This window comes from Streptomyces sp. NPDC107559 (assembly GCF_055657365.1).
On the sequence record NZ_JBVKBD010000001.1, the window covers coordinates 1506309 to 1531684 of the forward strand.

Consider the following 25376-nt stretch of genomic DNA (forward strand, 5'->3'; position numbering starts at 1 on the left):
ATGACCGACATGACCCAGCAGAACCGGACGCAGGGCCCCGAGAGCGCGGCCGAGCCGTCGGTCCAGACCCGCAAGACCACCCGACGCGGCGGCGGGGACCCGGCGACCCGGGGACGCACCACCATCGCCGACGGGGTCGTGGAGAAGATCGCCGGGATGGCCGCCCGGGACGTCCTCGGCGTGCACGCCATGGGCGGCGGTCTCAGCCGCACCTTCGGCGCCGTACGGGACCGGGTGCCCGGCGGCGGATCGAAGTCCGTGACACGCGGGGTCAAGGCGGAGGTCGGCGAGGTGCAGACAGCCCTCGACCTGGAGATCGTCGTCGACTACGGCGTCTCGATCGGCGACGTCGCCAAGGCCGTACGGGAGAACGTCGTCGCGGCGGTGGAGCGGATGACCGGCCTCGAGGTCGTCGAGGTCAACATCGCCGTGAGCGACGTGAAACTGCCCGAGGAAGAGGAAGAGGAGACGGAGCCCCGGATCCAGTGAGCCAGGGCCGTGAGCTGAGGAGCGCCGCATGAACATGGCCGTGGTCGGCATGATCGCCGGGATGGCGCTGGGCTTCGCCGGGTACTTCGGCGGGTTCGGCGCGTTCCTGCTGGTGGCGGCGCTGGGCGCCATCGGGTTCGTCGTCGGCCGGTTCCTGGAGGGGGACCTGGAGCTCGGCGACTTCTTCCGTCAGCGTGACGACCGGCGACGGTGACGTCGGTGAGCGAAGGGACCGTCGAGCGCGGCACGGGCCCGGCCGTCGTCCCGCCGGGCGAGCGCGGCGCCACCCGGATCGCCGACCGGGTGGTGTCGAAGACGGCCGCGCAGGCGGCCCGCGAGGCCGTCGGACCGCTGCCCGCGGCCGCCGCGCCGCCCCAGGCCACCGTCGTCGTCCACCACGACACCGCCCGTGTCCGGATCCACCTCGAACTCGGCTATCCGGGTGATGTCGCCGCCCGCTGTCGCGAGGTGCGTCGTCATGTGGTCGAGCGGGTAGGCGCGTTGGTGGGAATGGAGGTGCCGGAGGTCGCCGTGCACGTGGAACGGCTGCATCTGACCCCGGCACACGACGTGGCACAGGGGAGGACGCGATGAGCGAGCCCCATGGCTCCGAAGGCACCACACGACGACTTCCGGTCATCGAGAAGGACACCGCCGGCGACCCCGGCAGCGGACCCGGCCGGTCCGCCCCGGTGGTCCCCGACCCGCCGCCGACGGCCGACGGCACGGGCCACCGCTTCTGGTCGGCGCGCCGGATCCCGGCGGCCGTCGTCGCCGTCCTCCTGGTGGCCGGCGCCGGCGTCTTCCTCTACGACATCGCCGCCGTGCGCGCCGGCCGGCCCGGCATGCACTGGCGCCGGGCTCTGGCCGGAGAGCTCGCCCGGCGGCCGCTGGACGACACCTGGGTGCTGGTCGGCGCGGGTGTCACCGCGCTGCTCGGCCTCTGGCTGCTGGTCCTGGCCCTCACGCCCGGCCTGCGGGCCGTCCTGCCGATGCGGCAGGACCGCCCCGACGTCCGCGCCGGACTGCACCGGGACGCGGCCGCGCTGGTGCTGCGCGACCGGGCCATGGAGGTCGCGGGCGTGCAGTCGGTACGCGTACGGGCCCACCGCCGGCGGGCCGACGTGCGCGCGGTCTCGCACTTCCGCCCGCTGGACGAGGTCCGCGCGGACCTCGACACGGTGCTCGCCCAAGCGGTCGGCGGCCTGGGACTCGTCCGGCCGCCCGCGCTGTCGGTGCGGGTACGGCGACCGGGCCGGAAGGGGTGAGCGCGGTGCTCAGGACCGTCAACCGGGTGCTGATCGGCCTCGTCGGCCTCGTCCTGGTGCTCCTCGGCGGCTCGGTGCTCGCCGTCGGTCTGGGCGCCGTGCCGCCCTCCTGGTGGATCCACCACGGTCCCCACGACGTGCTGCTCGGCGCCGCCGAACGGACCCGCTGGCGGGGCGCCGGCTGGTGGTGGCCGGCGGTCCTGGCGGCCCTCGCCGTCCTGGTCCTGCTGGCCCTGTGGTGGCTGGTCGCCGTCCTGCGCCGCCGCCGGCTCGCCGAGGTCGTCGTCGACACCGGCGACGGCGAGGAGGCGCTGCTGCGGGGGCGGGCCCTGGAGGGGGTGCTGGCCGACGAGTCCGGGAACATGGACGGGGTCCAGCAGGCCCACGTCCAGCTGACCGGGCGGCGCGGCGCCCCCGCGGTCCGGGTACGCCTGCTGCTGGAGCCGCACGTCGACCCGGGCACCGCCCTGCACCAGCTCACCGGCCAGGCCCTGGCCCACGCGCGGGACTCCGCCCGCCTCGCGGCCCTGCCCGCCGAGGTGCGCCTGCGTGCGGCCAGGCACCGCGCCGCGCGGGTGAGCTGAGCCCCGGGGCGAACTCTCACGGCGGTACGGCGAGGACGATCCGCCCGCACGCGACGCCAGGCACGGCACAGGTACGCCAGGCACGGCACAGGTAGGCCAGGCACATGCCAGGCATACGGCAGGCGTGACCCGCCCCGCCCCGCCCCGCCCCGTCCGGCGCCTGCGCCCACCAGCGCGCCCTCGCGCCCCGGGTCCAGGCGGCAGCCCCGGTGAACCGGACGAACGCGGCAGCGTGGGTGAACCGGGTGTCCGCGCCCGCGAGCGCGTCCCCGGCGTACGCCGGAACCGTCCGCGTCCCCGGCGTACGCCATAACCGTCCGCGCTCCCGGCATACGCCGGAACCGTCCGCGCGGTCGCGGGCACCGTCGGCCGCGCGGACGGTCAGGGCCTCTCGCCGCCGACGGCGCCGGGGTCAGAACCCGTGCCGCATCCCGCCGTCGACCGGCAGCATGAGCCCGGTCAGATAGGACGCGGCCGGTGACAGCAGGAACGCCGCCACCCGCCCGAACTCCTCCGGCGTGCCGTACCGCCGCAGGGGGATACGGGCCTCGTTCGCCGCCCGGGTCGCCTCCGGGTCCGCCGAGTAGCCGTCCAGCTCGCGCACCCGGTCGGTGTCGATGCGCGACGGCAGCAGCCCGACCACCCGGATGCCGCGCGGTCCCAGCTCGTCGGAGAGGGACTTGGCGAACCCGGCCAGCCCCGGCCGCAGCCCGTTGGAGATGGTCAGCGCCGGGATCGGCTCGTGCACCGAGCCGGACAGCACGAACCCGATGACGCCGCCGGACTCCAGTTCCGCGGCCGCCGTCCGGGCGAGCCGCACCGCGCCCAGGAACACCGATTCGAACGCCGTACGCCACTGGTCGTCGGTGTTGTCGGCGACGAAGCCGGGCGGCGGGCCGCCGACGCTGACGAGGATGCCGTCGAAGCCGCCGAAGTGCTCGCGCGCGGCGGCGATCAGCTGCGCGGGGGCGTCCGTCTCGGCGTTGTCGACGGCCACCCCGACGGCGTTCGGGCCCAGCTCGGCCGCCGCGTCCGCGACCCGCTTCTCGTCCCGCCCCGAGACGACCACCTTCGCGCCGTCGGCCACCAGTTCGCGCGCGGCGGCGTTGCCCAGTCCGCGGGTGGCGCCGGTGACGACGTACACCCGGTCCTTCAGTCCAAGATCCATGGCCCCTATCCTGCCCCGCCGTGCCCGGACAGGGCGAGGGCGGTGTTCACCAGGCCGATGTGGCTGAACGCCTGCGGGAAGTTGCCGAGTTGACGGCCGGCCACCGGGTCGTACTCCTCGGCCAGCAGCCCCACGTCGTTGGTGAGACCCAGCAGCCGTTCGAACAGCGCGCGGGCCTCCTCGGTGCGGCCCGTCATGTGCAGCGCGTCCGCGAGCCAGAACGAGCAGGCCAGGAAGGCGCCCTCGTCGCCGGGCAGTCCGTCGACCGGGGCGTCCCCGGTGTCGTAGCGGCGGACGAAGCCGCCGTGGCCCAGCTCCGCGCGGACCGCGTCCACCGTGCCGATCACCCGTGGGTCGTCCGGGGGCAGGAAACCGACGCGCGGGATGAGCAGCAGCGCGGCGTCGAGTTCGCGTGAGCCGTAGTACTGCGTGAAGGTGTTGCGCTCGGGGTCGTAGCCCTTCTCGCACACCTCCCGGTGCACCTCGTCGCGCAGCTCGCGCCAGGCGTCCGCGTCGCCGGGCAGCTCCGGGTGCTCCTCCAGCGTGCGCACCGCCCGGTCGGCGGCCACCCACACCATCACCTTCGAGTGCACGAACTGGCGGCGGCCGCCGCGCACCTCCCACAGCCCCTCGTCCGGCTGCCGCCACGCCGACTTCAGGAAGTTCAGCAGGGCGCCCTGCATGGCCCACATGTGCGGCTTGGCCGACAGCCCCGAGGACCGGGCCAGGTACAGCGAGTCCATGACCTCGCCGTAGACGTCCAGCTGAAGCTGGGTCACGGCGTCGTTGCCGGCCCGCACCGGCGCCGAGCCGTTGTACCCGGCGAGCCAGGGAAGTTCCGTCTCCGGCAGCCGGCGCTCGCCGGCCAGGCCGTACATGATCTGGAGGTCCGCCGGGCTGCCGGCGACCGCGCGCAGCAGCCAGTCCCTCCAGGCGGCGGCCTCCTTGTGGTAGCCCGCCGACAGCAGGGCGCCCAGGGTGAGGGTGGAGTCGCGCAGCCAGCAGAAGCGGTAGTCCCAGTTGCGTACCCCGCCCATCTCCTCCGGCAGCGAGGTGGTGGCCGCGGCGACGATGCCGCCGGTGGGCGCGTAGCTGAGGGCCTTGAGGGTGATCAGGGAGCGTACGACGGCGTCCCGGTAGGGGCCGTCGTAGGTGCAGTGGGCCGCCCAGCTGCGCCAGTCGGCGACACTGCTGCTCAGCGCCTCGTAGGGGTCGACCAGCGGCGGTCGCGCCTCGTGCGAGGGGTGCCAGGTGAGGACGAACGCGACCCGCTCGCCCGCGCGGACGGTGAACTCCGAGTGCGTGCCGAAGTCCTCGCCCCAGGTGCGCACCGCGGGCTCGCTGCGCAGCCAGACCGAGTCCGGGCCGGCCACGGCGATCCGGTGGCCGTCGGAGCGGCGCATCCACGGGACGATCGAGCCGTAGTCGAAGCGCAGCCGCAGCGTGCTGCGCATGGTGACCCGCCCGCTGACCCCTTCCACGATGCGTACGACGTCGGGGGCGTGCTCGCGCTGGGGCATCAGGTCGGTGACCCGGACCGTGCCCTCGGCGGTGTCCCACTCGGTGTCGAGGACGAGGGTGTCGGGCCGGTAGGCACGCCGTGCGCAGGGGCCCTGGACGTCCTTGGGAGCGATCCGCCAGTGACCGTTGTCCTCGTCGCCGAGCAGTCTGGCGAAACAGGCCGCCGAGTCGAAGCGGGGGACGCACAGCCAGTCGACGGAGCCGTCCCTGCCGACCAGGGCCGCGGTCTGTTCGTCGCCGATGAGGGCGTAGTCCTCGATAGGGGGGTGCACGGGTTTCCGGATTCCCGGTGGGCCGACCGGGCAATCAGCGGATACGGCCGGATGGGTGAGGGCGGCCGTACGCCGTCGGGCCGGGTGGGTGAGGGCGGCCGTACGCCGTCTCGGGCCGGGCGGGTGAGGGTGGGCCGTACACCGTCGGGCCGGGCGAGTGAGGGCGGCCCTACACCGTCGCCGGTTCGGTCTCGGCCGCCGTCTCGGCCGCCGCGGCCTCCGCCCGATCACGGCGCTCGCGCCGGACCAGGACCCACCAGCCGACCGGGACGCCCGCCGCGAACAGCCACCACTGGATCATGTAGGCGTAGTTCAGCGGCGCGTCCTCCTTGCCCGGGTCGGAGATCTGCTGCGGAGTGCCGTCCTTCGCCTCGGGCGCCGTCTGCTGGACGTAGCCGCCCAGCACCCCGGCACCGAGCCGCCGGGCCTGCTCCGCGCTGTTGATCAGCATGATCTGGCGGTCCGGCAGGCCCTTGATGTCCTTGATGCCGCTGGCCGCGGTCGTCTCGTCCGGCATCAGCCGCCCGGTGACCGTGGTCCGGCCCGCGGGCGGTGCGGGGATCTTCGGGAAGGCGGTCTGCGCCCCGTTCGCGGGGATCCAGCCCCGGTTGACCAGCAGCACCCGGCCGTCCGCGAGGACGAACGGGGTGAGGACATGGAAGCCGACCTCGTCGTCGGAGTTGACGCGGCGCCTGACGACGACCTCGCGGGAGGTGTCGAAGGTGCCCGTCGCGGTGACGGTGCGGTACCGCTCGGCACTGGTCACGGTGTGCCCGGGAGAGGTCAGCCGCTCGACCGGCACCGGCTCGGCGGTCAGCGCGTCGGAGACCAGCTGGTTGCGGGCGCTGCGCATCTCGTACCGGTGCATCTGCCAGATGCCCAGCTCGATCATCGTCGGGATGAGCGCGATGGCGACGAGGGTGACGAGCACCCACTGCCGGGACAACAGGAAGCGGTACACCCATTGACCGTACCCCGTACGTTTCGGCCCGCTACGGGAGGGTCCCGTAGCGGGCCGGAAACCACGTGCCGTGCGCTCACGCGATTGCGCTCACGTGCCGTGCGCTCACGCCTTGCGGTCACGTGCCGTGCGCTCACACCTTGTCGACGATCCCCACCCTCCCCTCCGCGCGGGCGCAGTGACCGCCGCAGTACCAGTGGCCCTCGACCTCGACGCCCTGGCCGATGATCTGCACCCGGCAGTGCTCGCAGATGGGGGCCATGCGATGGATCGCACAGGAGAAACAGTCGAAGACGTGGACCGCGCCCTGCGCGTGCACTTCAAAACTCATGCCGTAGTCGTTGCCGCAAACTTCGCATCTCGCCATGCGCCACAGGGTGGGCCGTCACCGCCCGGCGGGCGAGCGGACGGCGGGCGAGTCGTGCGGCAATCACCCGTCCGTACGGGTCACTCCCCGGCGGGCTCCACATCGCGCAGCAACTGTCCGAAGGCCGCCTCGTCGACGACCGGGGTGCCGAACTGGCGCGCCTTGAGCACCTTCGACGTGCCCGAGTCGGGGTCGTTCGTCACCAGCAGGCTGGTCAGCCGGGACAGGCTCGTGGCCACGTGCAGCCCGGCGTCGGTCGCGCGGTCCTCCAGCAGCTCGCGGTCGGTCGAGGTGTCGCCCGAGAAGGCGACCCGCATGCCCTGCTTGAGCGGTTTGCCGTCCTCGTAACGTCCCGGGTTGGGATAGGGGCATGCGGGCCGTTTCCGGGACGGACGCCAACTGCTCTGCCCGTAGCCGCCGTAGCCACCGCTCCCGCTGCCCGCCTGCCGGCCGATCCGGGGCGCGGGCCGGTCCTGCCACTCGGTCAGCGGCAGGCACTCGTGCAGCGGCAGCCGCACACCGCCCGCCGCCGCGGCCCGCAGGCTGGGCCGGAACGCCTCCGCCAGCACGCGCGCGTCGTCCAGCGCGTGGTGCGCCCGCTGCTGCACGACGCCGAAGTGGGCCGCCAGCGTCGCCAGCTTGTGGTTGGGCAGCGGCAGGCCCAGCTCCTTGGAGAGCGCGATGGTGCACAGCCGCTGCCGCACCGGCGCCTCGCGCTCGGCGCGCGCGTACTCGCGGGCGATCATCTGCCAGTCGAAGACGGCGTTGTGCGCGACCAGCACCCGACCCGCCAGCCGCGCGGCGAACTCCTCGGCGATCTCCGGGAAGAGCGGCGCCCCTTCGAGCACGTCGCTCGTCAGGCCGTGGATCCAGACCGGGCCCGGGTCGCGCTCCGGATTGACCAGCGTGTACCAGTGGTCCTCGACCTCGCCGCGCGCGTCCAGCCGGTACACGGCCGCGGAGATTATCCGGTCGTCCCGGGCCAGGCCCGTGGTCTCCACGTCGACGACCGCGTATCCCTGCGGATACGCGGCCGGCCACGACGGGGGGAACGACGCTGCGGTCGTGCGGTCTTCGAGCATGGTCCATGAGGATACGGGCCCCCGCCGACAGCGCGGCGCACCGCCCGGGGGCGACCGGTTGCGCCCCGGGCGCGGCGCACCCCCGGCCGCGCCGGTCCGGCCGAGCGTCGGTACGGCCCGCCGGGACCGCAGATGGGATCCTCGCGGTGTGACGCAACCGACGCACGACGAGGCCCACGGCGGCGCGCTGGGCTCCCGGCTCAACTGGCTGCGCGCCGCGGTCCTCGGCGCCAACGACGGCATCGTCTCCACGGCAGGGCTCGTCGTCGGCGTGGCCGGCGCCACCCAGGCGCGCCCGGCGCTGCTGACGGCGGGTCTGGCCGGACTGCTCGCGGGGTCGCTGTCGATGGCGGCGGGGGAGTACGTGTCGGTGTCGACCCAGCGGGACTCCGAGAAGGCGGCGCTGGCCACGGAGAAACGGGAGCTGAAGGAGGCGCCCGAGGCCGAACTGGACGAGCTCACCGGGCTGCTCCAGGAGCGCGGGCTGTCCCGGGAGGTGGCGCGGGAAGCGGCCCAGCAGCTCACGGAGCGCGACGCGTTGAAGGCCCACGCGCGCGTGGAGCTCGGCATCGACCCCGACGCCCTCGCCGATCCCTGGCACGCGGCCTGGGCGAGCTTCGCGGCGTTCACGGTGGGCGCGCTGCTGCCGCTGGTGGCCATCGTCCTGCCCCCGGCGCACTGGCGGGTGCCCGTCACCGTGGTGTCCGTGCTGGCCGCCCTCGTCCTGACCGGCTGGGCGAGTGCCCGGCTCGGGGCGGCGGCTCCGGGGCGGGCGGTGCTGCGCAACGTGGTGGGCGGGGCGGTGGCCATGGCGGTCACCTACGCGGTCGGGACGCTGTTGGGGGTGGCGGGGGTGTGACGGTGGGCAGCCTGTTGGCGGAGATCACCAAGAAGCAAGCGCGTACCTCCGGTAATACTTGTGGTTAACAACATCTAGTTCCCGGCGACCAGCGGTTCTACGGTGCGTCCATGCCGAACCTGCCCGACGTCGTGATGTGGTCGATACCCGCCTTCGTGTTGCTCGCCGTGATCGAGATGATCAGCGTCCGCCTCCATCCCGACGAGGACGCGGCCGGATACGCGGCCAAGGACGCCGCGACGAGCGTCGGCATGGGACTCGGAAGCCTCGTCTTCGACTTCTTCTGGAAGATCCCGATCGTCGGCCTCTACGCGGCGGTCTACGCGGTGACCCCGCTGCGGGTGCCCGTCCTGTGGTGGACGATCCCGCTGATGCTGCTCGCCCAGGACTTCTTCTACTACTGGTCCCACCGCGGCCACCACGTCATCCGCCTCCTGTGGGCCTGTCATGTCGTCCACCACTCCAGCAGGAAGTTCAACCTCACCACCGCCCTGCGCCAGCCGTGGACCTCGCTGACCTCCTGGCCGTTCTACCTCCCCCTGGTGGCCGCCGGTGTGCACCCGGCCGCGCTCGCGTTCTGCTCCTCCGTCAACCTCGTCTACCAGTTCTGGATCCACACCGAGCGGATCGACCGGATGCCCCGGCCCTACGAGTTCGTGTTCAACACGCCGTCCCACCACCGGGTGCACCACGCCTCCCAGGGCGGCTACCTCGACCGCAACTTCGGCGGGATCCTGATCGTCTGGGACCGGCTGTTCGGATCGTTCGCGCCGGAGACCGAGCGGCCGGTGTACGGGCTGACGAAGAACATCGCCACCTACAACCCGCTCAGGGTCGCCACCCACGAGTACGTCGCCATCGCCAGGGACCTGAGGGTGGCGCGCAGTTGGCGCGAGCGCGCCGGACGGGTGTTCCGGGGACCGGGCTGGCAGCCGGCGCCGGCCGTCGGCGCCCCCGTCGAGGAGGCCGGTGCCGCATGAGAGCCGCCCGCTTCCTGCTCGCCGCCTTCGGTCTGGCCGTCGCGGCCGATCTGGTCTGCGTACTGACCGGCGCGGACGCCGGGCACACGGTCGCCAAGGCGCTGCTGATGCCGCTCCTCGCCGCCTGCGCGGTGCTGCGCGGCGCGCCCCGTCTGCTGGTCGCCGCCCTCCTGTGCGGCTGGGCCGGGGACGTCCTGCTGCTGTCCGACGCCGACCCCGCCTTCCTCGCCGGGATGGCCGCCTTCGCCGCCGGGCACGTCTGCTACCTCGCCCTGTTCCGTACGGCGGGCTCCGCACGCGTGCGTGCCGGTCTGCTCGTGCCCGGCTACGCCGTGGTCCTGCTCGTCCTCGTGGCGCTGCTGTGGCCGGACCTGCCCGCGGGCCTGCGCGTCCCGGTCGCCGCCTACAGCGCCCTGCTCACCGCCATGGCCTGTGCCGCGGCCGGCCGGTTCGGGCTGGTCGCGGGGATCGGCGGCGCGCTGTTCATGGTCTCCGACACCCTCATCGCGACCTCTCTCGCCGACTGGCCGCAGCTGCCGAATCCCGGCTTCTGGGTGATGCTGACCTATGCCGCCGCGCAGTTCCTGCTGGTCCAGGGCACCCTCGGTGAGCGCCAGGTGCCCGCGGCGACGTACGGTGAAGTGCGCTCGACCACCCCCTGAGCGCGCCGCACCGCACGAACCCGCACGAGAAGGATCCTCGACATGCGCGCCACCACCATCCACGCCCCCTACGACATGCGGGTGGAGGACGTGCCCGAGCCGGTGGTGCAGCTGCCCACCGACGCCGTGGTCCGGGTGCTGCGCGCCTGCATCTGCGGCAGCGACCTGTGGGCCTACCGCGGCACCGCGGCCCGGCAGCCCGGGCAGCGGATCGGGCACGAGTTCCTCGGCGTGGTCGAGGAGACCGGCGGCGAGGTGACCGGCTTCCGGCGCGGCGACCTCGTCGTCGCCCCCTTCATGTGGTCCGACGGCGTCTGCGACTACTGCCGGGAGGGCCTGACGACGTCCTGCGAGCACGGCGGGTTCTGGGGCGCCGTCGGGCACGACGGCGGCCAGGGCGAGGCCGTGCGCGTCCCCTTCGCCGACGGCACGCTCGTCCAGCTGCCCAAGGAGGCGGCCTCCGACGACCGGCTGCTGACCGCCCTGCTCACCCTCTCCGACGTGCTCGGCACCGGCCACCACGCCGCCCTCGGCGCGGGAGCCCGCCCGGGCGCCACGGTCGCCGTCGTCGGCGACGGGGCCGTCGGTCTGTGCGCGGTGCTGGCCGCCAAGCGGCTCGGCGCGGAGCGGATCATCGCCCTCGGCCGGCACGAGGTCCGTACCGACATCGCGCGCCGCTTCGGCGCCACCGACGTCGTCGCCGAGCGTGGGGAGGCGGCCGTCGCGGCGGTCCGCGAGCTCACCCGCGGCCAGGGCGCGCACTGCGTGGTCGAGGCGGTCGGCACCGAGCAGTCGATGCGGACGGCCGTGGAGGTCACCCGGGACGGCGGTGCCATCGGCTTCGTGGGCGTGCCCCACGGCAGCGGCACCGGACTCGACCTCGGTGTCATGTTCGACCGGAACATCGCCCTGCGCGGCGGCGTCGCACCGGTCCGCACCTACATCCCCGACCTGCTGCCCGACGTCCTCGACGGCACGATCGACCCGTCGCCCGTCTTCGACATGACCGTCGGCATCGAGGGCGTCCCCGACGGCTACCGGGCGATGGACGAGCGCACCGCCCTCAAGGTCCTCGTCACCAACGGCTGAGCCCGCCCCCGCCGCGGCCGGCGGGTGCGAGCGAGGACGGGACGGCCGTCGCGCCGTCCGTCCTGCGCGCCCGCCGGCCCGGCCGGTGTCCGCGCGGGCCGGGCGGCGCGCGGCCACACTGGGGCCATGACCGAGACCTACGATCCGCGCCGCACGGCGGTGCTGCTGATCGACCCCTACAACGACTTCCTCTCGGAGGGCGGCAAGGTCTGGCCGCGGCTGGAGCCCGTGGCCGACGAGGTCGGTCTGCTGGACCATCTGCGCGTGGTGATCGCCTCGGCCCGTGCCACCGGGGTGCGCGTGGTGTTCGTGCCGCATCGCCGCTGGGAGCCGGGCGACTACGAGTCGTGGGACCATCCGACCCCCTCGCAGCGGAAGATCCAGCGGCTCCACCACTTCGCCAGGGGCTCCTGGGGCGGGGAGTTCCACCCCGACCTGCGGCCGCGGGCGGACGAGGTCGTCGTCCAGGAGCACTGGGGGTCGAGCGGGTTCGCCAACACGGACCTGGACATGCAGCTCAAGCAGCACGGGATCACCCATGTGGTGCTGGTCGGCGTGCTGGCCAACACCTGCGTCGAGGCCACCGCTCGTTTCGCCATGGAGCTCGGCTACCACGTGACGCTGGTCCGCGACGCGACCGCGGCCCTCGGCCCCGAGATGATGCACGCCGCCCACGAACTCAACGGCCCCACGTTCGCCCAGGCCATCGTCACCACGGACCGGCTCCTCGCCGCCTTCGACGGATCCCGGCCCTGACGGCCGGCTCCGGCGGACCGGCAGCGCCAGCGCGACGGCGGCCGGCCCCGCTCACTCCCAGCGTGCCTCGTCCGCGCCCCACGGACCCGGCGGCCGCGCCCAGTCGGCCGGCCCGCCCCGGAAGGACACCGGCGGCAGCGCGTACCGCAGCCGCCCGATCCCGCTGCCGGTTTCGGCCAGCCAAGGCTCCGGCCCCTCGTACGGTACGGCGCCGGGCACTCCCGGCGTGATCTCCGTGAGCCAGGCCGCCGTCCGCGCCAGCGCCAGCCCGACGAACCGGCTGCCGCCCTCGTACGACTGCTCGGTCAGCGCCCGCAGCACCCCCGCGGCGAGCAGATAGCCCGTGCCGTGGTCCAGGGCCTGGGCCGGCAGCGCGCCGGGCCGCTCCGGCGACCCCTCGCAGGCCGCGATTCCGGTGGCCACCTGCACCAGGCTGTCGAAGCCGCGCCGGTGGCCCCACGGCCCGTACGCGCCCCATGCCGACAGCTGCGCCACGACCACCCCGGGCCTGCGCTCGGCCAGCGCCTCGGGGGAGAGCCCGAACCGGTCCAGGGCGCCCGGCCGGTACCCGGTGACCACCACGTCGGCCGCCGCGAGCAACTCCTCGAAGGCGCGCCGGTCGGTCGCCAGGTCCAGGACCGCCGACCGCTTCCCGAAGCCCGTGTCGGCGTGCGCGTCGGGGAGCTCGGGCAGCCGCGGGGAGTCGACGCGCAGCACGTCGGCGCCCAGCAGGGCCAGTGTGCGGGTGGCGACCGGACCGGCGATCACCCGGGTGAGGTCCAGGACGCGCAGCCCGGCGGCGGGCCGCAGCGGACCGCCGTCGACCGGGGCGAGCGCGCGCACGGGTGCGGAGTCCAGCCGTGCCCGCTCCACCAGCGGCCGTCCGGCGAGCGCGGCCGCCTGCGGATGTCCGGCCCACTCCCGCGCGGTGCGCAGGGCGACGGCGAGGCCGCCCGCCTCGTACACCGTCTCCTCCACGGCCAGGGCCGACCGCCCGGCCAGCCGGCCGGCCACGTCGTCCGCGGTCGCGTCGTCCCCGAGTCCCAGCGCATCCAGCAACCGCGCCCGGTGGTGCGGGTAGTTGGCGTGGGTGCGCACCCAGCCGTCGGCGGTGCGCCACAGCCGCGACAGCGGTGCGAAGGCGACCGGAGCCCGCCCGTCGACCAGCAGGTGCCGCTCGCTGACGAACGCGGTCGCCACGGCCCCGTCGTCCACGTGGACCCCGGGCACCTCCGGCAGCCCGGCCCGCCGCGCCCCGAGTTCGGCGGCGGCCAGCGCGCAGGTGCCCACGCACAGCCGCGCCAGCTCCCGTACCGGAAGCCGGGCCGCGAGGGCTCCGTGCCGTACGACGGTCGAGCCGTGCACGAGGAGGGCGGGATCACCGCCCAGCGCGGTCCATGCGTACTTGATTCCAGTCATGACTGCACTATGCAGTATGGATTGGATCAATATATGGATCGGGATACGACGCCAGGACGACGGACGGGCCGGGCGGATGCGTCCGCCCGGCCCCTCCGCCGTCCGTCCGGCGCTGCGGCCTACTTCACCGCGCGCAGCGCGTTGACGATGCCGAAGCCGTAGAAGCCGTTGACGCGCTTGCCGCCCACGCAGGTCGCGTCCACGACCCCGTCGCCGTCACCGTCGTACGGCGCGGTCGGGCAACCTGGGTTGTCCGCCTGCGCCTTGAGCAGCGCCTGGAGCATCGACGGCGTCGCGTTCGGGTGGGCCGACTTCAGCAGCGCGGCCACCGCGGCCACGTGCGGGGAGGCCATCGAGGTGCCCTGGAGGAACCCGTACTGGTTGTTGGGCAGCGTCGACAGGATGCGGCCGTTCGCCGACGGCGTGTCCGGGATCTGGAACTTGTCGCCGCCCGGACCGGCCACGTCGACGACACCGTCGCCGTAGCTGGAGTAGTACGACTTCGCGCCCTTGACGCCCGTCGCGCTCACGGTGACGACACCCGGCAACTGGGTCGGGATGTCGAAGCACTTGTGCGGGTCGACCGTCCGGGTCACGGCGGTCGAGTCGTCCGGGCTGGAGTCGTCGACCAGGGCGTTCGAGTCGAGGTCGTCATTGGAGTTGCCCGCCGAGGCCACACTCAGCGTGCCCTTCGAACGGGCGTAGAGCTGGGCCCTGTTGACCGCGTCGACGATGGCCTTCTGGTCCGGGTCGTCCATGCAGTTGTACAGCCAAGGGTCAATGTAATAACTGTTGTTGGTGATCTCCACGCCGTGGTCGGCGGCGAAGACGAACGCGCACACCACGCTCTCCGGGAAGAACAGGCTGTTCGCGTCCGGCTGGGCCACCGTGATGCTCGCGACCTTCACCCCGGGGGCGACGCCCGCGACCCCGATGCCGTTGCGCGCCGCGGCTATCTCGCCCGCCACATGGGTGCCGTGGTAGTGGTCGGCGTCGACCGGCCGCCATGCGCCGTACGTCGTGTCCGGCTTGCCGCTCACACAGTTCGCGGACTGCGAGGCGGAGAAGTTCGGGGCGATGTCGGGGTGGGTGTCGTCCACACCGGTGTCGATGACCGCGACGGTCACCTTCCGGCTGCCCGGGTTGATCGTGGCGGCCTTGTCGGCGCCTATCGCGCGCAGGTCCCACTGGTCGGCCTCAAGGGGTTCCTGGCCCGCGGCCGTGCTGCTCGCGGCCACCTTCGCGGCCTCCGCCCTGGACAGGTACTGGACCGCCCCCTCGTCCGTCGTGCCCTCCGCGGTGACCGGCGAGGTACGCGTCGCGCCCGCCGACTGCACCCCGTGCGCCTTGCGGATCTGCGCGGCGAAGCCCGGGTTCGAGGAGTGGGCGACGATCACGCCGATCTTGTCGTACGTCACGACGACGGTGCCGCCGGCCGCGACGACCGCCTTCTCGACCGACGCGACCGTACGGTGGTCCACCTTGGTGTTGACGACGTACGCGAAGGTCCCCGCGTCGGCCGCCTGGGCCGCGGACTGGGTGCGCGGCGCCGCCGAGGCCGCCGCGGGCAGGAAGCCGAGCGAAGCGGTCAGGGAGAGCACGACCGGCACGGCAAGGGCGAGCCGACGACTTGAGCGCAGATGAGCCATGGGATCTCCACATCATCCGGAAACAAAACCGGCCCGAGACACAGGTCGTGCTCGGGCAGGTACATGACGGGTGGTGCAGGGTGAAGCTATCTTCCGGACTCCGTGGCCAGCAATGACTTTCGTGGACGACTTGGGAAATAAGCCCACCGGGTTGAACCGCGTCCGGCCGGGCGCCGTGACCTCGAACAGGACACAGGAGGGTGACCGCCCGCCCGTGCCCGTCGTTCACCGACGTCAACGCACCAGCAACGCGAGGAGACTCCGTGGCCACGGACGCACCGCCCCCTTCGAAAACCGAACACCGGCTGCCCTCCACAGAGGAGTTCGTCGCGGTGCAGGAGAGCGCAGAGTTCGGTGAGCTGCGTCGCTCCTACCGCTCGTTCGCCTTCCCGCTGACCGTCGCCTTCATCGCCTGGTACCTGCTGTTCGTCCTGCTGTCGAGCTACGCGGGCGACTTCATGGGCACCAAGCTGTTCGGCAACGTCAACGTGGCCCTGGTGCTGGGTCTCGCCCAGTTCCTCACCACCTTCCTCATCGCCTGGTGGACCGCGCGGCACGCCGCCGACCGGCTCGACCCCAAGGCCGACGCCATCAAGTCCCGGATGGAGGGCGGCGCATGAGCCCCGCGATCACCCACGTACACCTCGCCGCGGGCGAGGCGAGCGAGCACCGGCCGCTGATCATCACCCTGTTCGCGGTCTTCGTCGCCGCGACCCTCGTCATCACCGTCTGGGCGGGCCGCCAGACCAAGGACGCCGCCGACTTCTACGCCGGCGGACGCCAGTTCACCGCCTTCCAGAACGGACTCGCGGTCTCCGGCGACTACATGTCCGCCGCGTCCTTCCTCGGCATCGCCGGCGCGATCGCCCTCTTCGGCTACGACGGCTTCCTGTACTCCATCGGCTTCCTGGTCGCCTGGCTGGTCGCCCTGCTCCTGGTGGCCGAACCGCTGCGCAACTCCGGCCGCTACACGATGGGCGACGTCCTGGCGTACCGCATGCGCCAGCGCCCGGTCCGCACCGCGGCCGGCACCTCTACCATCGTCGTGTCGATCTTCTACCTGCTGGCGCAGATGGCCGGCGCCGGCGTCCTGGTCTCGCTGCTGCTCGGCATCACAAGCGACGGCGGCAAGATCGGCATCGTCGCCCTGGTCGGCCTCCTGATGATCGTGTACGTCACCATCGGAGGCATGAAGGGCACCACCTGGGTCCAGATGGTCAAGGCGGTCCTGCTCATCGCGGGCGCCCTGCTGCTGACCTTCCTGGTCCTGCTCAAGTTCGACTTCAACGTCTCGGACCTGCTCGGCTCGGCCGCCGACAACAGCGGCAAGGGCTCCGCGTTCCTGGAGCCCGGCCTGAAGTACGGCGCCACGGGTACCACCAAGCTCGACTTCATCTCGCTCGGCATCGCCCTGGTCCTCGGCACCGCCGGCCTGCCGCACATCCTGATCCGCTTCTACACGGTCCCCACCGCCAAGGCCGCCCGCAAGTCCGTGATCTGGGCGATCGGCCTGATCGGCGCCTTCTATCTGATGACCCTCGCCCTCGGCTTCGGCGCCGCCGCGCTCATCAAGCCCGACGAGATCATCGCCTCCAACAAGGCGGGCAACACCGCCGCCCCGCTGCTGGCGCTCCATCTCGGCGGCGTCGACTCCAACTGGGGCGCGATCCTGCTGGCGACCATCTCGGCGGTCGCCTTCGCCACGATCCTCGCGGTCGTCGCGGGCCTGACGCTGGCCTCCTCCTCGTCCTTCGCCCACGACATCTACGCCAACGTCATCAAGAAGGGCACCGCCACCGAGAAGCAGGAACTCGGCGCGGCCCGCTGGGCGACCGTCGGGATCGGCGCCGTCTCCATCGTGCTCGGCGCCCTCGCCCGCGACCTGAACGTGGCCGGCCTGGTCGCCCTCGCCTTCGCGGTCGCCGCCTCCGCCAACCTGCCGACCATCCTCTACAGCCTCTTCTGGAAGCGGTTCACCACCTCCGGAGCGCTGTGGTCGATCTACGGCGGTCTGGTCACGGCGGTCGGACTGGTGCTGTTCTCGCCGGTCGTCTCGGGCAAGCCCACGTCGATGTTCCCGGACGTCGACTTCCACTGGTTCCCGCTGGAGAACCCGGGCATCATCTCGATCCCGGTCGGTTTCCTGCTCGGTGTCGTCGGCACCCTGCTGTCCAAGGAGACCCCCGACTCCGGCAAGTACGCCGAACTGGAGGTCAGGTCACTGACCGGCACCGGAGCCCACTGACCGGCACGAGTCCGCGGCCGCGTCGCAGCGACCACAGGGTCCTGCGACGCGGCCGCGCCATGCGGTCCCACGGGTCCTCGGCGCGGCCGCTTCGGGCTCCGTCGGACCGGGGCAACGGTTGTTGTCGGCGACGTCACGTAGGCTCAAGGTGACGGAATTCGTTCGATCCGCGACGAGGGAGGGGGCCCACGTGCTCATCGACACCTACGGCCGAGTGGCCACCGACCTGAGAGTCTCGCTCACCGACCGGTGCAATCTGCGCTGCGCCTACTGCATGCCCGAGGAGGGCCTGCAGTGGCTGTCCAAGCCCGACCTGCTCACCGACGACGAGATCGTCCGCCTGATCGACGTCGCGGTCACCTCGCTCGGCATCGAGGAGGTCCGTTTCACCGGCGGCGAGCCCCTGCTGCGCCCCGGACTGGTCGGCATCGTCGAGCGGGTCGCGGCCCTCGCCCCCCGCCCCCGGATGTCCCTCACCACCAACGGCATCGGCCTGCGCCGCACCGCCGAGGCCCTGAAGACCGCGGGCCTGGACCGGGTGAACGTCTCGCTGGACACCCTGCGCCCCGACGTCTTCAAGACCCTGACCCGCCGGGACCGCCACCACGACGTCGTCGCGGGCCTGGTCGCCGCCGCCGAGGCCGGCCTGCTCCCCGTCAAGATCAACGCCGTACTGATACCGGGCCTGAACGACGACGAGGCCCCGGACCTGCTCGCCTGGGCGATGGAACACGCCTACGAACTGCGCTTCATCGAGCAGATGCCCCTGGACGCCCAGCACGGCTGGAAGCGCGAGGGCATGGTGACCGCGAGCGACATCCTCGCCTCGCTGCGCACCCGCTTCGAGCTGACCGCCGAAGGTTCCCAGGAGCGCGGCTCGGCCCCGGCCGAGCGCTGGATCGTCGACGGCGGACCGCACCGCGTCGGCGTCATCGCCTCCGTCACCCGGCCGTTCTGCGCGGCCTGCGACCGCACCCGGCTCACCGCCGACGGCCAGATCCGCACCTGTCTGTTCGCCACCGAGGAGACGGATCTGCGCGCCGCGCTGCGCGGCGGCGCACCCGACGAGGAGATCGCCCGGATCTGGCGGCTGGCGATGTGGGGAAAGAAGGCCGGATCCGGTCTGGACGACCCCTCGTTCCTCCAGCCCGAGCGCCCGATGTCCGCGATCGGCGGCTGACCGGAACATCCGGGACCGGAAGACCCGGGACCACGGCATCCCGGTGCGCCGGAAGGGCTGGGCGGCAGGGCTGGGCGGAAGGTCAGGCGCCCTCGGGCGCGGTCCACTCCGCGAACTTCACCACGTCCTTGAGCAGACCCCGTACCCCCAGGAACTGGGACAGATGCTCACGGTGTTCGTCGCACGCGAGCCAGGTCTTGCGCCGCTCCGGGGTGTGGATCTTCGGGTTGTTCCACGCGAGGACCCACACGGCGTCGGCGCGGCAGCCCTTCGCGGAACAGACAGGGGTCTCGTCACTCACGGATTTCATCTCACAGGTCCGCACACAAGGCGACGCCGAGCAGCCACGGGGGGAGCTGCCCGGCGTCGGTCTGTCGCTCCGACGGGGGATGCGGAGCGCGTACGAAGTATGTCACGGGTAACCGGCCGTCGGGAGCCGGAACAGCAGGATAGATCTGAGCTTTTCTTGAGCTTGGCGCACGGCGTGCTCACGTCTGACGCTCAGTACGATCGCCCGCCGCGTCCTCCGGGACGGATTCCGCGGACTCCTCCGGCGCCGACGGCGGCTCGATCATCGGCGGCGTCGGCAAGGTCACGAACGTCGTCGGCAGCGACGGCGCGTTCTCGCGCCCGGCGTTGGCGACGACCACCGCGATATAGGGCAGAACGGCGCCCAGGACCAGCGCCACGATCGCGACGTGCCGTTCCACGCCCCACAGGGTCGCCGCGAGGATCACCGACAGGGTGCGGATGGTCATCGAGATGACGTACCGGCGCTGCCGGCCGCGCACGTCCTCCTGGAGGCTCTGGCGCGCTCCGGTGATCCGGAAGACCCCGACGTCGCCCCCACCGCGCAGCTTCCGCATCACATTCCACCATCCGCCCGCGTCGGACTCTCCCAGGCCGCCGCCCGGCCGGGAAACCGCGTCCGAACAGCTTCCACGTTACGCCGCGGCTGCGCCGCCTTCGAGACCGGGGCGCATCCCGTCCGGGCGAACCACCTGCGCCGACACCTGTACGACCCGACCCGACATGCGCCGTACGAAGGGCGGGCGGACACTGACCGTACTGCTCACGTCAAGTTGCAGGAGGAGGCACTCATGGGCTGGCTGTGGGCCATCATCGTGGGGTTCGTGCTGGGCCTGATCGCCAAGGCGGTCATCCCGGGCAAGCAGCACAGCCCCCTGTGGCTGACCACCATCTTCGGCATCCTCGGGGCCGTCGCGGGCAACGCGATCGCCCGCGGACTCGGGGTCGCCCAGACCTCCGGCATCGACTGGACCCGGCATCTGTTCCAGCTGGTGGCCGCGATCATCATCGTCGCCCTCGGCGACATGGCGTACATGTCCCTGCGGGGCAGCAAGAAGCAACAAGTCTGAGAGGCGGCCACGGCGGGGCGGAGCGCCGGGCGCGCACGGCGAAGGGGTGGCCTCCCGTACGGGAAGCCACCCCTCTCGCTCCGGCTCAGCCGGCCTCGACCTCGACGGCCGCCAGGTTCTTCTTGCCGCGGCGCAGCACCAGCCAGCGCCCGTGCAGCAGGTCCTCGGGGGCGGGCACCGCGTCCTCGGCGGCGACCTTGACGTTGTTCACGTAGGCACCGCCCTCCTTGACCGTGCGACGGGCGGCCGACTTGCTGGCCACCAGCCCGACCTCGGCGAACAGGTCCACGACCGGCCCGAGCGCGCCGACCTTGATGTGCGGCACCTCGGACAGGGCCGCGGCCAGCGTCCGGGCGTCCAGGTCCGTCAGCTCGCCCTGTCCGAACAGGGCCCCGGACGCGGCGATCACGGCGGCCGTCTGGTCGGCGCCGTGCACCAGGGTCGTCAGCTCCTCGGCCAGCGCACGCTGGGCGGCGCGCGCCTGCGGACGCTCCGCGGTCTGCTGCTCCAGCTCCTCCAGCTCCGCACGAGAGCGGAAGGACAGGATCCGCATGTACGTCGAGATGTCCCGGTCGTCCACGTTCAGCCAGAACTGGTAGAACGCGTACGGCGTCGTCATCTCGGGGTCGAGCCAGATGGCGCCGCCCTCGGTCTTGCCGAACTTGGTGCCGTCCGCCTTGACCATCAGCGGCGTCGCCAGCGCGTGCACCTGGGCGTGCGGCTCCAGGCGGTGGATCAGATCGAGACCGGCGGTGAGGTTGCCCCACTGGTCGCTGCCGCCCTGCTGCAAGGTGCAGCCGTAGCGCCGGTACAGCTCCAGGAAGTCCATGCCCTGGAGCAGCTGGTAGCTGAACTCCGTGTAGCTGATGCCCTCCTCGGACTCCAGGCGCCGGGCCACCGAGTCCTTGGTCAGCATCTTGTTGACGCGGAAGTGCTTGCCGATGTCCCGCAGGAACTCGATGGCCGACAGCCCCGCCGTCCAGTCGAGGTTGTTCACCATGACCGCGGCGTTCTCGCCGTCGAAGGACAGGAACGGCTCGATCTGCGAGCGCAGCCGGGTCACCCAGTTCGCGACCGTCTCCGGGTCGTTCAGCGTGCGCTCGGCCGTCGGACGGGGGTCGCCGATCTGGCCCGTCGCGCCGCCGACCAGGGCCAGCGGGCGCAGACCCGCCTGCTGGAGCCGGCGCATGGTGAGGACCTGCACCAGGTGGCCGACGTGCAGGCTCGCCGCGGTCGGGTCGAAACCGCAATAGAACGTGACGGGACCGTCCGCGAGCGCCTTGCGCAAAGCCTCTTCGTCGGTGGACAGGGCGAACAGGCCCCGCCACTTCAGCTCGTCGACGATGTCCGTCACGGTTCTCGTATCTCCTTGGACGTTCTGACGTTCTCCGGGCGTCGGGCGACGACCGTGGCTACGAGGTTATACGCCCTGGCTGACAGAGCTCATATTGAAGTCCGGCACGCGCAGCGCGGGCATCGCCGCCCTAGTGAACCAGTCGCTCCACTCGCGCGGCAGCGTCTTTTCGGTGCGCCCCGCCTCCGTCGCGCGCCCCAGCAGGTCGACCGGCGACTCGTTGAACCGGAAGTTGTTGACCTCGCCGGTCACCTCGCCGTTCTCCACCAGGTAGACGCCGTCCCGGGTCAGCCCCGTGAGCAGCAGGGTCGCCGGGTCCACCTCGCGGATGTACCAGAGACAGGTCAGCAGCAGCCCCCGCCGGGTGTCCGCGACCATCTCCTCCAGCGAGCGGTCCGTGCCCCCGTCCAGGATCAGGTTGTCGATCGCCGGTGCCACCGGCAGCCCGGTCAGACCGGCACTGTGACGGGTGGTCGTGAGGTTCTTCAGCTCACCCGCCCCGACCCATTCGGTCGCCCGGACCGGCAGGCCGTTGTCGAACACCGACTGATCGCCGTGCGAGGAGTGCGCGATCACGAAGGGCGCGGTCTCCAGACCGGGCTCGTTCGGGTCGCTGCGCAGGGTCAGCGGCAGTTCCGACAGCCGATCGCCCAGGCGGGTGCCGCCGCCCGGCTTGGAGAACACCGTGCGCCCCTCGGTCGCGTCCCGCCCCGACGCCGACCACATCTGGTAGATCAGCAGGTCGGCGACCGCGGTCGGCGGCAGCAGCGTCTCGTAGCGGCCCGCGGGCAGCCCCACCCGGCGCTCCGCCCAGCCCAGCCGTACGGCCAGCTCCGCGTCCAGCGCGGCGGGGTCCACGTCCTTGAAGTCCCGGGTCGACCGTCCGGCCCAGGCCGAACGGGTACGGTCCGGCGACTTGGCGTTGACCTCCAGCGTCCCGTTGGGCTGGTCGTGCCGCAGTCGCAGCCCCGTCGACGTACCGAGATAGGTCGACACCAGTTCGTGGTTGGCGAAGCCGTACAGCTCACGTCCGCCCGCACGCGCGCGGGCGAACGACTCCCCGAGCGCCGGGGCGAAGTCGGCGAACACCGCGGAGGAGGTCTCCACCGGCGCCTCGGTGAAGCCGGGGGACTGCGACACGCCCGTGACCAGCGGCTGCGCGTCCTCGGCCGGTCCCGCGGCGTGCGCGGCGGCCTCGGCGGCCCGCACCAGCGGCTCCAGCTCCTGGGCCGTCACCGCGGACCGTGACACCACCCCCGAGGCGGTGCCCTCCTTGCCGTCGACCGTCGCGATCACCGTGAGCGTACGCCCGCGCGTGACCCCGTTCGTGGTGAGCGCGTTGCCCGCCCAGCGCAGGTTGGCGGTGGAGTGCTCGTCGGCGATGACGACGCACCCGTCCGCCCGCGACAGCGCCAGGGCCCGCTCGACGACCTCGTGCGGCTTGCTCGAACGGGCGCTCATCGGCCGGCCTCCTGCGTCGTATTGAGGATGTTGACACCCCTGAACAGGGCGGACGGGCAGCCGTGGGAGACGGCCGCGACCTGGCCCGGCTGGGCCTTCCCGCAGTTGAACGCGCCGCCGAGGACGTACGTCTGCGGGCCGCCGACCGCCTCCATGGACCCCCAGAAGTCGGTGGTCGTGGCCTGGTAGGCGACCTCCCGCAGCTGGCCCGTGATCCGCCCGTTCTCGATCCGGAAGAAGCGCTGCCCGGTGAACTGGAAGTTGTACCGCTGCATGTCGATGGACCAGGACCGGTCCCCGACGACGTAGACACCCCGGTCGACACCGCCGATGAGGTCCTCCGTGGACATCCCCGCGGGATCGGGCCGCAGCGACACGTTGGCCATGCGCTGCACGGGCACATGGCCCGGCGAGTCGGCGAACGCGCACCCGTTGGACCGCTCGAACCCGGTCAGCCGGGCGGTCCGCCGGTCCAGCTGGTAGCCGACCAGGGTGCCGTCCTTCACCAGGTCCCAGGACTGCGCCTCGACGCCCTCGTCGTCGTACCCGACGGTCGCCAGACCGTGCTCGGCGGTCCGGTCACCGGTGACGTTCATCTGCGGCGAGCCGTACCGCAACGTGCCGAGCTGGTCGAAGGTGGCGAAGGAGGTACCGGCGTACGCGGCCTCGTAGCCGAGCGCGCGGTCCAGCTCGGTCGCGTGCCCGATGGACTCGTGGATCGTCAGCCACAGGTTGGACGGGTCGACGACCAGGTCGTACAGACCCGGCTCGACACTCGGCGCCCGCATCTTCTCCGCCAGCAGCTCCGGCAGCTGCGCCAGCTCCGACTCCCAGTCCCAGCCCGTGCCGGTCAGATACTCCCAGCCCCGGCCCACGGGCGGCGCCAGGGTCCGCATCGAGTCGAACTCGCCGCTCGACTCGTCCACCGACACCGCGGTCAGCTGCGGATGCAGCCGCACCCGCTGCTGCGTGGTGACGGTCCCGGCGGTGTCCGCGTAGAACTTGTTCTCGTGCACGGTGAGCAGCGAGGCGTCGACATGGTTGATGCCGGGCGCCGCCAGCAGCTGCCCGCTCCACTGCGCCAGCAGCCCCGCCTTCTCCTCGTCGGGCACGCCGAACGGATCGATCTCGTACGACGAGACCCAGGTCTTCTCCGCGTGCACGGGCTCGTCGGCGAGCTCGACCATCCCCCACTGCCCGAAAGGCGTGGGAGGTACCCCCACGTCGGACCCGGCCGCCCTGATCACCTGGGCGGACAGCTTGGCCATCGCCACCGCCTGGGAGGCGACCTTGGCCGCCGCGTCCATCGTCAGATCCACGCCCGACGCGAACCCCCACGTGCCGCCGTGCACGACCCGCACCGCGTATCCGAGGTCCGTGGTGTCGGACGACCCCGAGGGCTTCGCGTCCCGCAGCCGCCACGACGCGCTGCGCACCCGCTCGAACCGGAAGTCCGCGTGCTGCGCGCCGAGCGCACGCGCGCGTGCGAGCGCGGCGTCGGCGAGAGCCCTGAGGGGCAGTGCCAGAAATGACTGATCGATTTCATGGGGCACGGACGGGGATCCCTTCGGGCTTCTCGCAGAACAGAGGGGAGGGTACGGGACCAACTCCCGTACCTTCCCACGAACATCACGTCTGACGCCGACTCAGCCGTCCGCGAGGAGCGCGCCGCGAGTGCCGTGGGCCGGTGGATGCCGGTGGCGGCCGGGGTGGCCGAGTCTCGCCTGCGCGCCAGGTCCGAAGGCCCGACTGCTTGATCGATCCACTGTAGGAACCCGACATGACTCAGGGTGTGCCACTGTCGGTGCCCGCTTCCTTGCAGGCAGGCCCCTACCGATAGGTTTTCGGGGAAGCCGCCTGTGGTCCAGTTTTCGGGCGGGTGTGTCAAACCCCTACGGAAAGGGTGATCCGTTGAGCCGCTCGGTTCTCGTCACCGGAGGAAACCGGGGCATCGGCCTCGCCATCGCCCGCGCGTTCGCCGATGCCGGCGACAAGGTCGCCATCACGTACCGGTCGGGCGAGCCGCCGGCCGCGCTGACCGAGCTCGGCTGCCTGGCCGTGAAGTGCGACATCACCGACACCGAGCAGGTGGAGCAGGCCTACAAGGAGATCGAGGCCGCGCACGGCCCGGTGGAGGTTCTGATCGCCAACGCCGGTGTCACCAAGGACCAGCTTCTGATGCGCATGTCCGAGGAGGACTTCACCTCGGTCGTCGACACCAACCTCACCGGCACCTTCCGCGTGGTCAAGCGCGCCAACCGCGGCATGCTGCGGGCCAAGAAGGGCCGGGTCGTCCTCATCTCGTCGGTGGTAGGACTGCTCGGCTCCGCCGGACAGGCGAACTACGCCGCCTCCAAGGCCGCGCTGGTCGGCTTCTCGCGCTCGCTCGCCCGTGAGCTGGGCTCGCGCAACATCACCTTCAACGTCGTCGCGCCCGGTTTCGTCGACACCGACATGACCAAGGTGCTCACCGACGAGCAGCGCGCGGGCATCGTCTCGCAGGTCCCGCTCGGCCGGTACGCGCAGCCGGAGGAGATCGCCGCGACGGTGCGGTTCCTCGCCTCGGACGACGCCTCGTACATCACTGGAGCCGTCATCCCCGTTGACGGCGGACTGGGAATGGGTCACTGA

The 25376-nt window shown here is 72.2% G+C and carries 27 protein-coding genes; 15 read left to right on the forward strand and 12 right to left on the reverse strand.

Features of this window, described 5'->3' with window-relative positions:
• The 5 genes from ACZ7OY_RS06445 to amaP are packed head-to-tail and all read left to right on the forward strand — an operon-like array spanning position 1 to position 2341.
• Entirely contained in the window at positions 1–489 is a 489-nt protein-coding gene (locus tag ACZ7OY_RS06445) for an Asp23/Gls24 family envelope stress response protein (RefSeq protein ID WP_471910288.1), read from the forward strand.
• A 28-nt stretch (positions 490–517) separates the two neighbouring features.
• The gene (locus ACZ7OY_RS06450; RefSeq protein WP_152894271.1) at positions 518–703 is read left to right on the forward strand and encodes a hypothetical protein; all 186 of its coding nucleotides are present in this window, start codon (positions 518–520) and stop codon (positions 701–703) included.
• Positions 700–1083: an Asp23/Gls24 family envelope stress response protein gene (locus ACZ7OY_RS06455; protein WP_471910289.1), complete on the forward strand. Its 384-nt coding sequence runs from the start codon at positions 700–702 to the stop codon at positions 1081–1083. The genes ACZ7OY_RS06450 and ACZ7OY_RS06455 overlap by 4 nt, the downstream gene beginning before the upstream one ends.
• On the forward strand, positions 1080–1757 hold the full coding sequence (locus tag ACZ7OY_RS06460; protein WP_471910290.1) for a DUF6286 domain-containing protein: 678 nt from the start codon (positions 1080–1082) through the stop codon (positions 1755–1757). The genes ACZ7OY_RS06455 and ACZ7OY_RS06460 overlap by 4 nt, the downstream gene beginning before the upstream one ends.
• Entirely contained in the window at positions 1754–2341 is a 588-nt protein-coding gene (gene amaP / locus ACZ7OY_RS06465; RefSeq protein ID WP_471910291.1) for an alkaline shock response membrane anchor protein AmaP, read from the forward strand. The genes ACZ7OY_RS06460 and amaP overlap by 4 nt, the downstream gene beginning before the upstream one ends.
• Positions 2342–2753: 412 nt before the next feature.
• Here amaP and ACZ7OY_RS06470 read toward each other — a convergent pair whose 3' ends face one another.
• From ACZ7OY_RS06470 to ACZ7OY_RS06490, 5 genes are all read right to left on the reverse strand, one after another.
• Complete coding sequence (locus ACZ7OY_RS06470) at positions 2754–3509, reverse strand: SDR family oxidoreductase (RefSeq protein ID WP_471910292.1); 756 nt, start codon at positions 3507–3509, stop codon at positions 2754–2756.
• Positions 3510–3514: 5 nt separating this feature from the next.
• Complete coding sequence (locus ACZ7OY_RS06475; protein ID WP_471910293.1) at positions 3515–5302, reverse strand: glycoside hydrolase family 15 protein; 1788 nt, start codon at positions 5300–5302, stop codon at positions 3515–3517.
• A gap of 169 nt (positions 5303–5471) precedes the next feature.
• The gene (locus ACZ7OY_RS06480) at positions 5472–6263 is read right to left on the reverse strand and encodes an SURF1 family cytochrome oxidase biogenesis protein (protein WP_471910294.1); all 792 of its coding nucleotides are present in this window, start codon (positions 6261–6263) and stop codon (positions 5472–5474) included.
• A 133-nt stretch (positions 6264–6396) separates the two neighbouring features.
• Complete coding sequence (locus tag ACZ7OY_RS06485) at positions 6397–6630, reverse strand: hypothetical protein (RefSeq protein ID WP_152894276.1); 234 nt, start codon at positions 6628–6630, stop codon at positions 6397–6399.
• Between the two features lie 80 nt (positions 6631–6710).
• Positions 6711–7712: a DEDDh family exonuclease gene (locus tag ACZ7OY_RS06490; RefSeq protein WP_351618461.1), complete on the reverse strand. Its 1002-nt coding sequence runs from the start codon at positions 7710–7712 to the stop codon at positions 6711–6713.
• A 148-nt stretch (positions 7713–7860) separates the two neighbouring features.
• Between ACZ7OY_RS06490 and ACZ7OY_RS06495 the strand changes: the two genes are divergently transcribed.
• From ACZ7OY_RS06495 to ACZ7OY_RS06515, 5 genes are all read left to right on the forward strand, one after another.
• A complete protein-coding gene (locus tag ACZ7OY_RS06495; protein WP_471910295.1) occupies positions 7861–8571 on the forward strand; it encodes a VIT1/CCC1 transporter family protein in 711 nt (236 codons plus the stop codon).
• 110 nt (positions 8572–8681) lie between these two features.
• Positions 8682–9551 (forward strand): sterol desaturase family protein, encoded by an 870-nt coding sequence (locus tag ACZ7OY_RS06500; RefSeq protein ID WP_471910296.1) that lies wholly within the window; start codon positions 8682–8684, stop codon positions 9549–9551.
• Positions 9548–10213, forward strand: coding sequence for a lysoplasmalogenase (locus ACZ7OY_RS06505; RefSeq protein WP_471910297.1), 666 nt, complete (start codon positions 9548–9550; stop codon positions 10211–10213). Before ACZ7OY_RS06500 ends, ACZ7OY_RS06505 begins: the two co-directional genes overlap by 4 nt.
• Before the next feature lie 42 nt (positions 10214–10255).
• A complete protein-coding gene (locus ACZ7OY_RS06510; RefSeq protein ID WP_384726722.1) occupies positions 10256–11302 on the forward strand; it encodes a zinc-dependent alcohol dehydrogenase family protein in 1047 nt (348 codons plus the stop codon).
• 126 nt (positions 11303–11428) lie between these two features.
• A complete protein-coding gene (locus ACZ7OY_RS06515) occupies positions 11429–12058 on the forward strand; it encodes a cysteine hydrolase family protein (RefSeq protein ID WP_471910298.1) in 630 nt (209 codons plus the stop codon).
• A 51-nt stretch (positions 12059–12109) separates the two neighbouring features.
• Here ACZ7OY_RS06515 and ACZ7OY_RS06520 read toward each other — a convergent pair whose 3' ends face one another.
• Complete coding sequence (locus ACZ7OY_RS06520) at positions 12110–13477, reverse strand: CoA transferase (protein ID WP_471910299.1); 1368 nt, start codon at positions 13475–13477, stop codon at positions 12110–12112.
• 119 nt (positions 13478–13596) lie between these two features.
• A complete protein-coding gene (locus tag ACZ7OY_RS06525) occupies positions 13597–15126 on the reverse strand; it encodes a S8 family peptidase (protein WP_471910300.1) in 1530 nt (509 codons plus the stop codon).
• Positions 15127–15389: 263 nt separating this feature from the next.
• On the opposite strand from ACZ7OY_RS06525, the gene ACZ7OY_RS06530 reads away from it, so the two are divergent.
• The 3 genes from ACZ7OY_RS06530 (at position 15390) to moaA (ending at position 18551) form a co-directional block, all read left to right on the forward strand.
• On the forward strand, positions 15390–15746 hold the full coding sequence (locus ACZ7OY_RS06530) for a DUF485 domain-containing protein (protein ID WP_385536919.1): 357 nt from the start codon (positions 15390–15392) through the stop codon (positions 15744–15746).
• Positions 15743–17371 (forward strand): solute symporter family protein, encoded by a 1629-nt coding sequence (locus tag ACZ7OY_RS06535; protein WP_471910301.1) that lies wholly within the window; start codon positions 15743–15745, stop codon positions 17369–17371. Before ACZ7OY_RS06530 ends, ACZ7OY_RS06535 begins: the two co-directional genes overlap by 4 nt.
• 190 nt (positions 17372–17561) lie before the next feature.
• Positions 17562–18551, forward strand: a complete 990-nt coding sequence (moaA, locus tag ACZ7OY_RS06540) for a GTP 3',8-cyclase MoaA (protein ID WP_471910302.1) — start codon at positions 17562–17564, stop codon at positions 18549–18551.
• Positions 18552–18633: 82 nt separating this feature from the next.
• Here the strand turns inward: moaA and ACZ7OY_RS06545 are convergent, their stop codons facing one another.
• Positions 18634–18852, reverse strand: coding sequence for a hypothetical protein (locus ACZ7OY_RS06545; RefSeq protein ID WP_351617219.1), 219 nt, complete (start codon positions 18850–18852; stop codon positions 18634–18636).
• Between the two features lie 187 nt (positions 18853–19039).
• The gene (locus ACZ7OY_RS06550) at positions 19040–19417 is read right to left on the reverse strand and encodes a DUF3099 domain-containing protein (RefSeq protein ID WP_471910303.1); all 378 of its coding nucleotides are present in this window, start codon (positions 19415–19417) and stop codon (positions 19040–19042) included.
• Positions 19418–19651: 234 nt separating this feature from the next.
• On the opposite strand from ACZ7OY_RS06550, the gene ACZ7OY_RS06555 reads away from it, so the two are divergent.
• Positions 19652–19930 (forward strand): GlsB/YeaQ/YmgE family stress response membrane protein, encoded by a 279-nt coding sequence (locus ACZ7OY_RS06555; RefSeq protein ID WP_471910304.1) that lies wholly within the window; start codon positions 19652–19654, stop codon positions 19928–19930.
• Positions 19931–20015: 85 nt separating this feature from the next.
• On the opposite strand, the gene tyrS is transcribed toward ACZ7OY_RS06555, so the two are convergent.
• The 3 genes from tyrS to ACZ7OY_RS06570 all read right to left on the reverse strand — a co-directional run bounded on the left by tyrS (position 20016) and on the right by ACZ7OY_RS06570 (position 24298).
• Positions 20016–21284 (reverse strand): tyrosine--tRNA ligase, encoded by a 1269-nt coding sequence (gene tyrS / locus ACZ7OY_RS06560; RefSeq protein ID WP_471910305.1) that lies wholly within the window; start codon positions 21282–21284, stop codon positions 20016–20018.
• 66 nt (positions 21285–21350) lie between these two features.
• Complete coding sequence (locus ACZ7OY_RS06565) at positions 21351–22745, reverse strand: metallopeptidase TldD-related protein (protein ID WP_471910306.1); 1395 nt, start codon at positions 22743–22745, stop codon at positions 21351–21353.
• The gene (locus ACZ7OY_RS06570; protein ID WP_471910307.1) at positions 22742–24298 is read right to left on the reverse strand and encodes a TldD/PmbA family protein; all 1557 of its coding nucleotides are present in this window, start codon (positions 24296–24298) and stop codon (positions 22742–22744) included. Before ACZ7OY_RS06570 ends, ACZ7OY_RS06565 begins: the two co-directional genes overlap by 4 nt.
• 358 nt (positions 24299–24656) lie before the next feature.
• Here ACZ7OY_RS06570 and fabG point away from each other — a divergent pair, with 358 nt between their 5' ends.
• Positions 24657–25376: a 3-oxoacyl-[acyl-carrier-protein] reductase gene (gene fabG, locus ACZ7OY_RS06575; RefSeq protein WP_351617235.1), complete on the forward strand. Its 720-nt coding sequence runs from the start codon at positions 24657–24659 to the stop codon at positions 25374–25376.

What these genes read in the sequence shown, in the direction of transcription:
- ACZ7OY_RS06555 (WP_471910304.1), top strand. Translation starts at nt 19,652, where the DNA reads ATGGGCTGGCTGTGGGCCATCATCGTGGGGTTCGTGCTGGGCCTGATC.
- ACZ7OY_RS06565 (WP_471910306.1), bottom strand. Translation starts at nt 22,745, where the DNA reads ATGAGCGCCCGTTCGAGCAAGCCGCACGAGGTCGTCGAGCGGGCCCTG.
- ACZ7OY_RS06485 (WP_152894276.1), bottom strand. Translation starts at nt 6,630, where the DNA reads ATGGCGAGATGCGAAGTTTGCGGCAACGACTACGGCATGAGTTTTGAA.
- ACZ7OY_RS06500 (WP_471910296.1), top strand. Translation starts at nt 8,682, where the DNA reads ATGCCGAACCTGCCCGACGTCGTGATGTGGTCGATACCCGCCTTCGTG.
- ACZ7OY_RS06505 (WP_471910297.1), top strand. Translation starts at nt 9,548, where the DNA reads ATGAGAGCCGCCCGCTTCCTGCTCGCCGCCTTCGGTCTGGCCGTCGCG.
- ACZ7OY_RS06460 (WP_471910290.1), top strand. Translation starts at nt 1,080, where the DNA reads ATGAGCGAGCCCCATGGCTCCGAAGGCACCACACGACGACTTCCGGTC.
- ACZ7OY_RS06535 (WP_471910301.1), top strand. Translation starts at nt 15,743, where the DNA reads ATGAGCCCCGCGATCACCCACGTACACCTCGCCGCGGGCGAGGCGAGC.
- ACZ7OY_RS06490 (WP_351618461.1), bottom strand. Translation starts at nt 7,712, where the DNA reads ATGCTCGAAGACCGCACGACCGCAGCGTCGTTCCCCCCGTCGTGGCCG.
- ACZ7OY_RS06515 (WP_471910298.1), top strand. Translation starts at nt 11,429, where the DNA reads ATGACCGAGACCTACGATCCGCGCCGCACGGCGGTGCTGCTGATCGAC.
- ACZ7OY_RS06510 (WP_384726722.1), top strand. Translation starts at nt 10,256, where the DNA reads ATGCGCGCCACCACCATCCACGCCCCCTACGACATGCGGGTGGAGGAC.
- ACZ7OY_RS06445 (WP_471910288.1), top strand. Translation starts at nt 1, where the DNA reads ATGACCGACATGACCCAGCAGAACCGGACGCAGGGCCCCGAGAGCGCG.
- ACZ7OY_RS06550 (WP_471910303.1), bottom strand. Translation starts at nt 19,417, where the DNA reads ATGCGGAAGCTGCGCGGTGGGGGCGACGTCGGGGTCTTCCGGATCACC.
- ACZ7OY_RS06450 (WP_152894271.1), top strand. Translation starts at nt 518, where the DNA reads ATGAACATGGCCGTGGTCGGCATGATCGCCGGGATGGCGCTGGGCTTC.
- ACZ7OY_RS06525 (WP_471910300.1), bottom strand. Translation starts at nt 15,126, where the DNA reads ATGGCTCATCTGCGCTCAAGTCGTCGGCTCGCCCTTGCCGTGCCGGTC.
- ACZ7OY_RS06520 (WP_471910299.1), bottom strand. Translation starts at nt 13,477, where the DNA reads ATGACTGGAATCAAGTACGCATGGACCGCGCTGGGCGGTGATCCCGCC.
- ACZ7OY_RS06470 (WP_471910292.1), bottom strand. Translation starts at nt 3,509, where the DNA reads ATGGATCTTGGACTGAAGGACCGGGTGTACGTCGTCACCGGCGCCACC.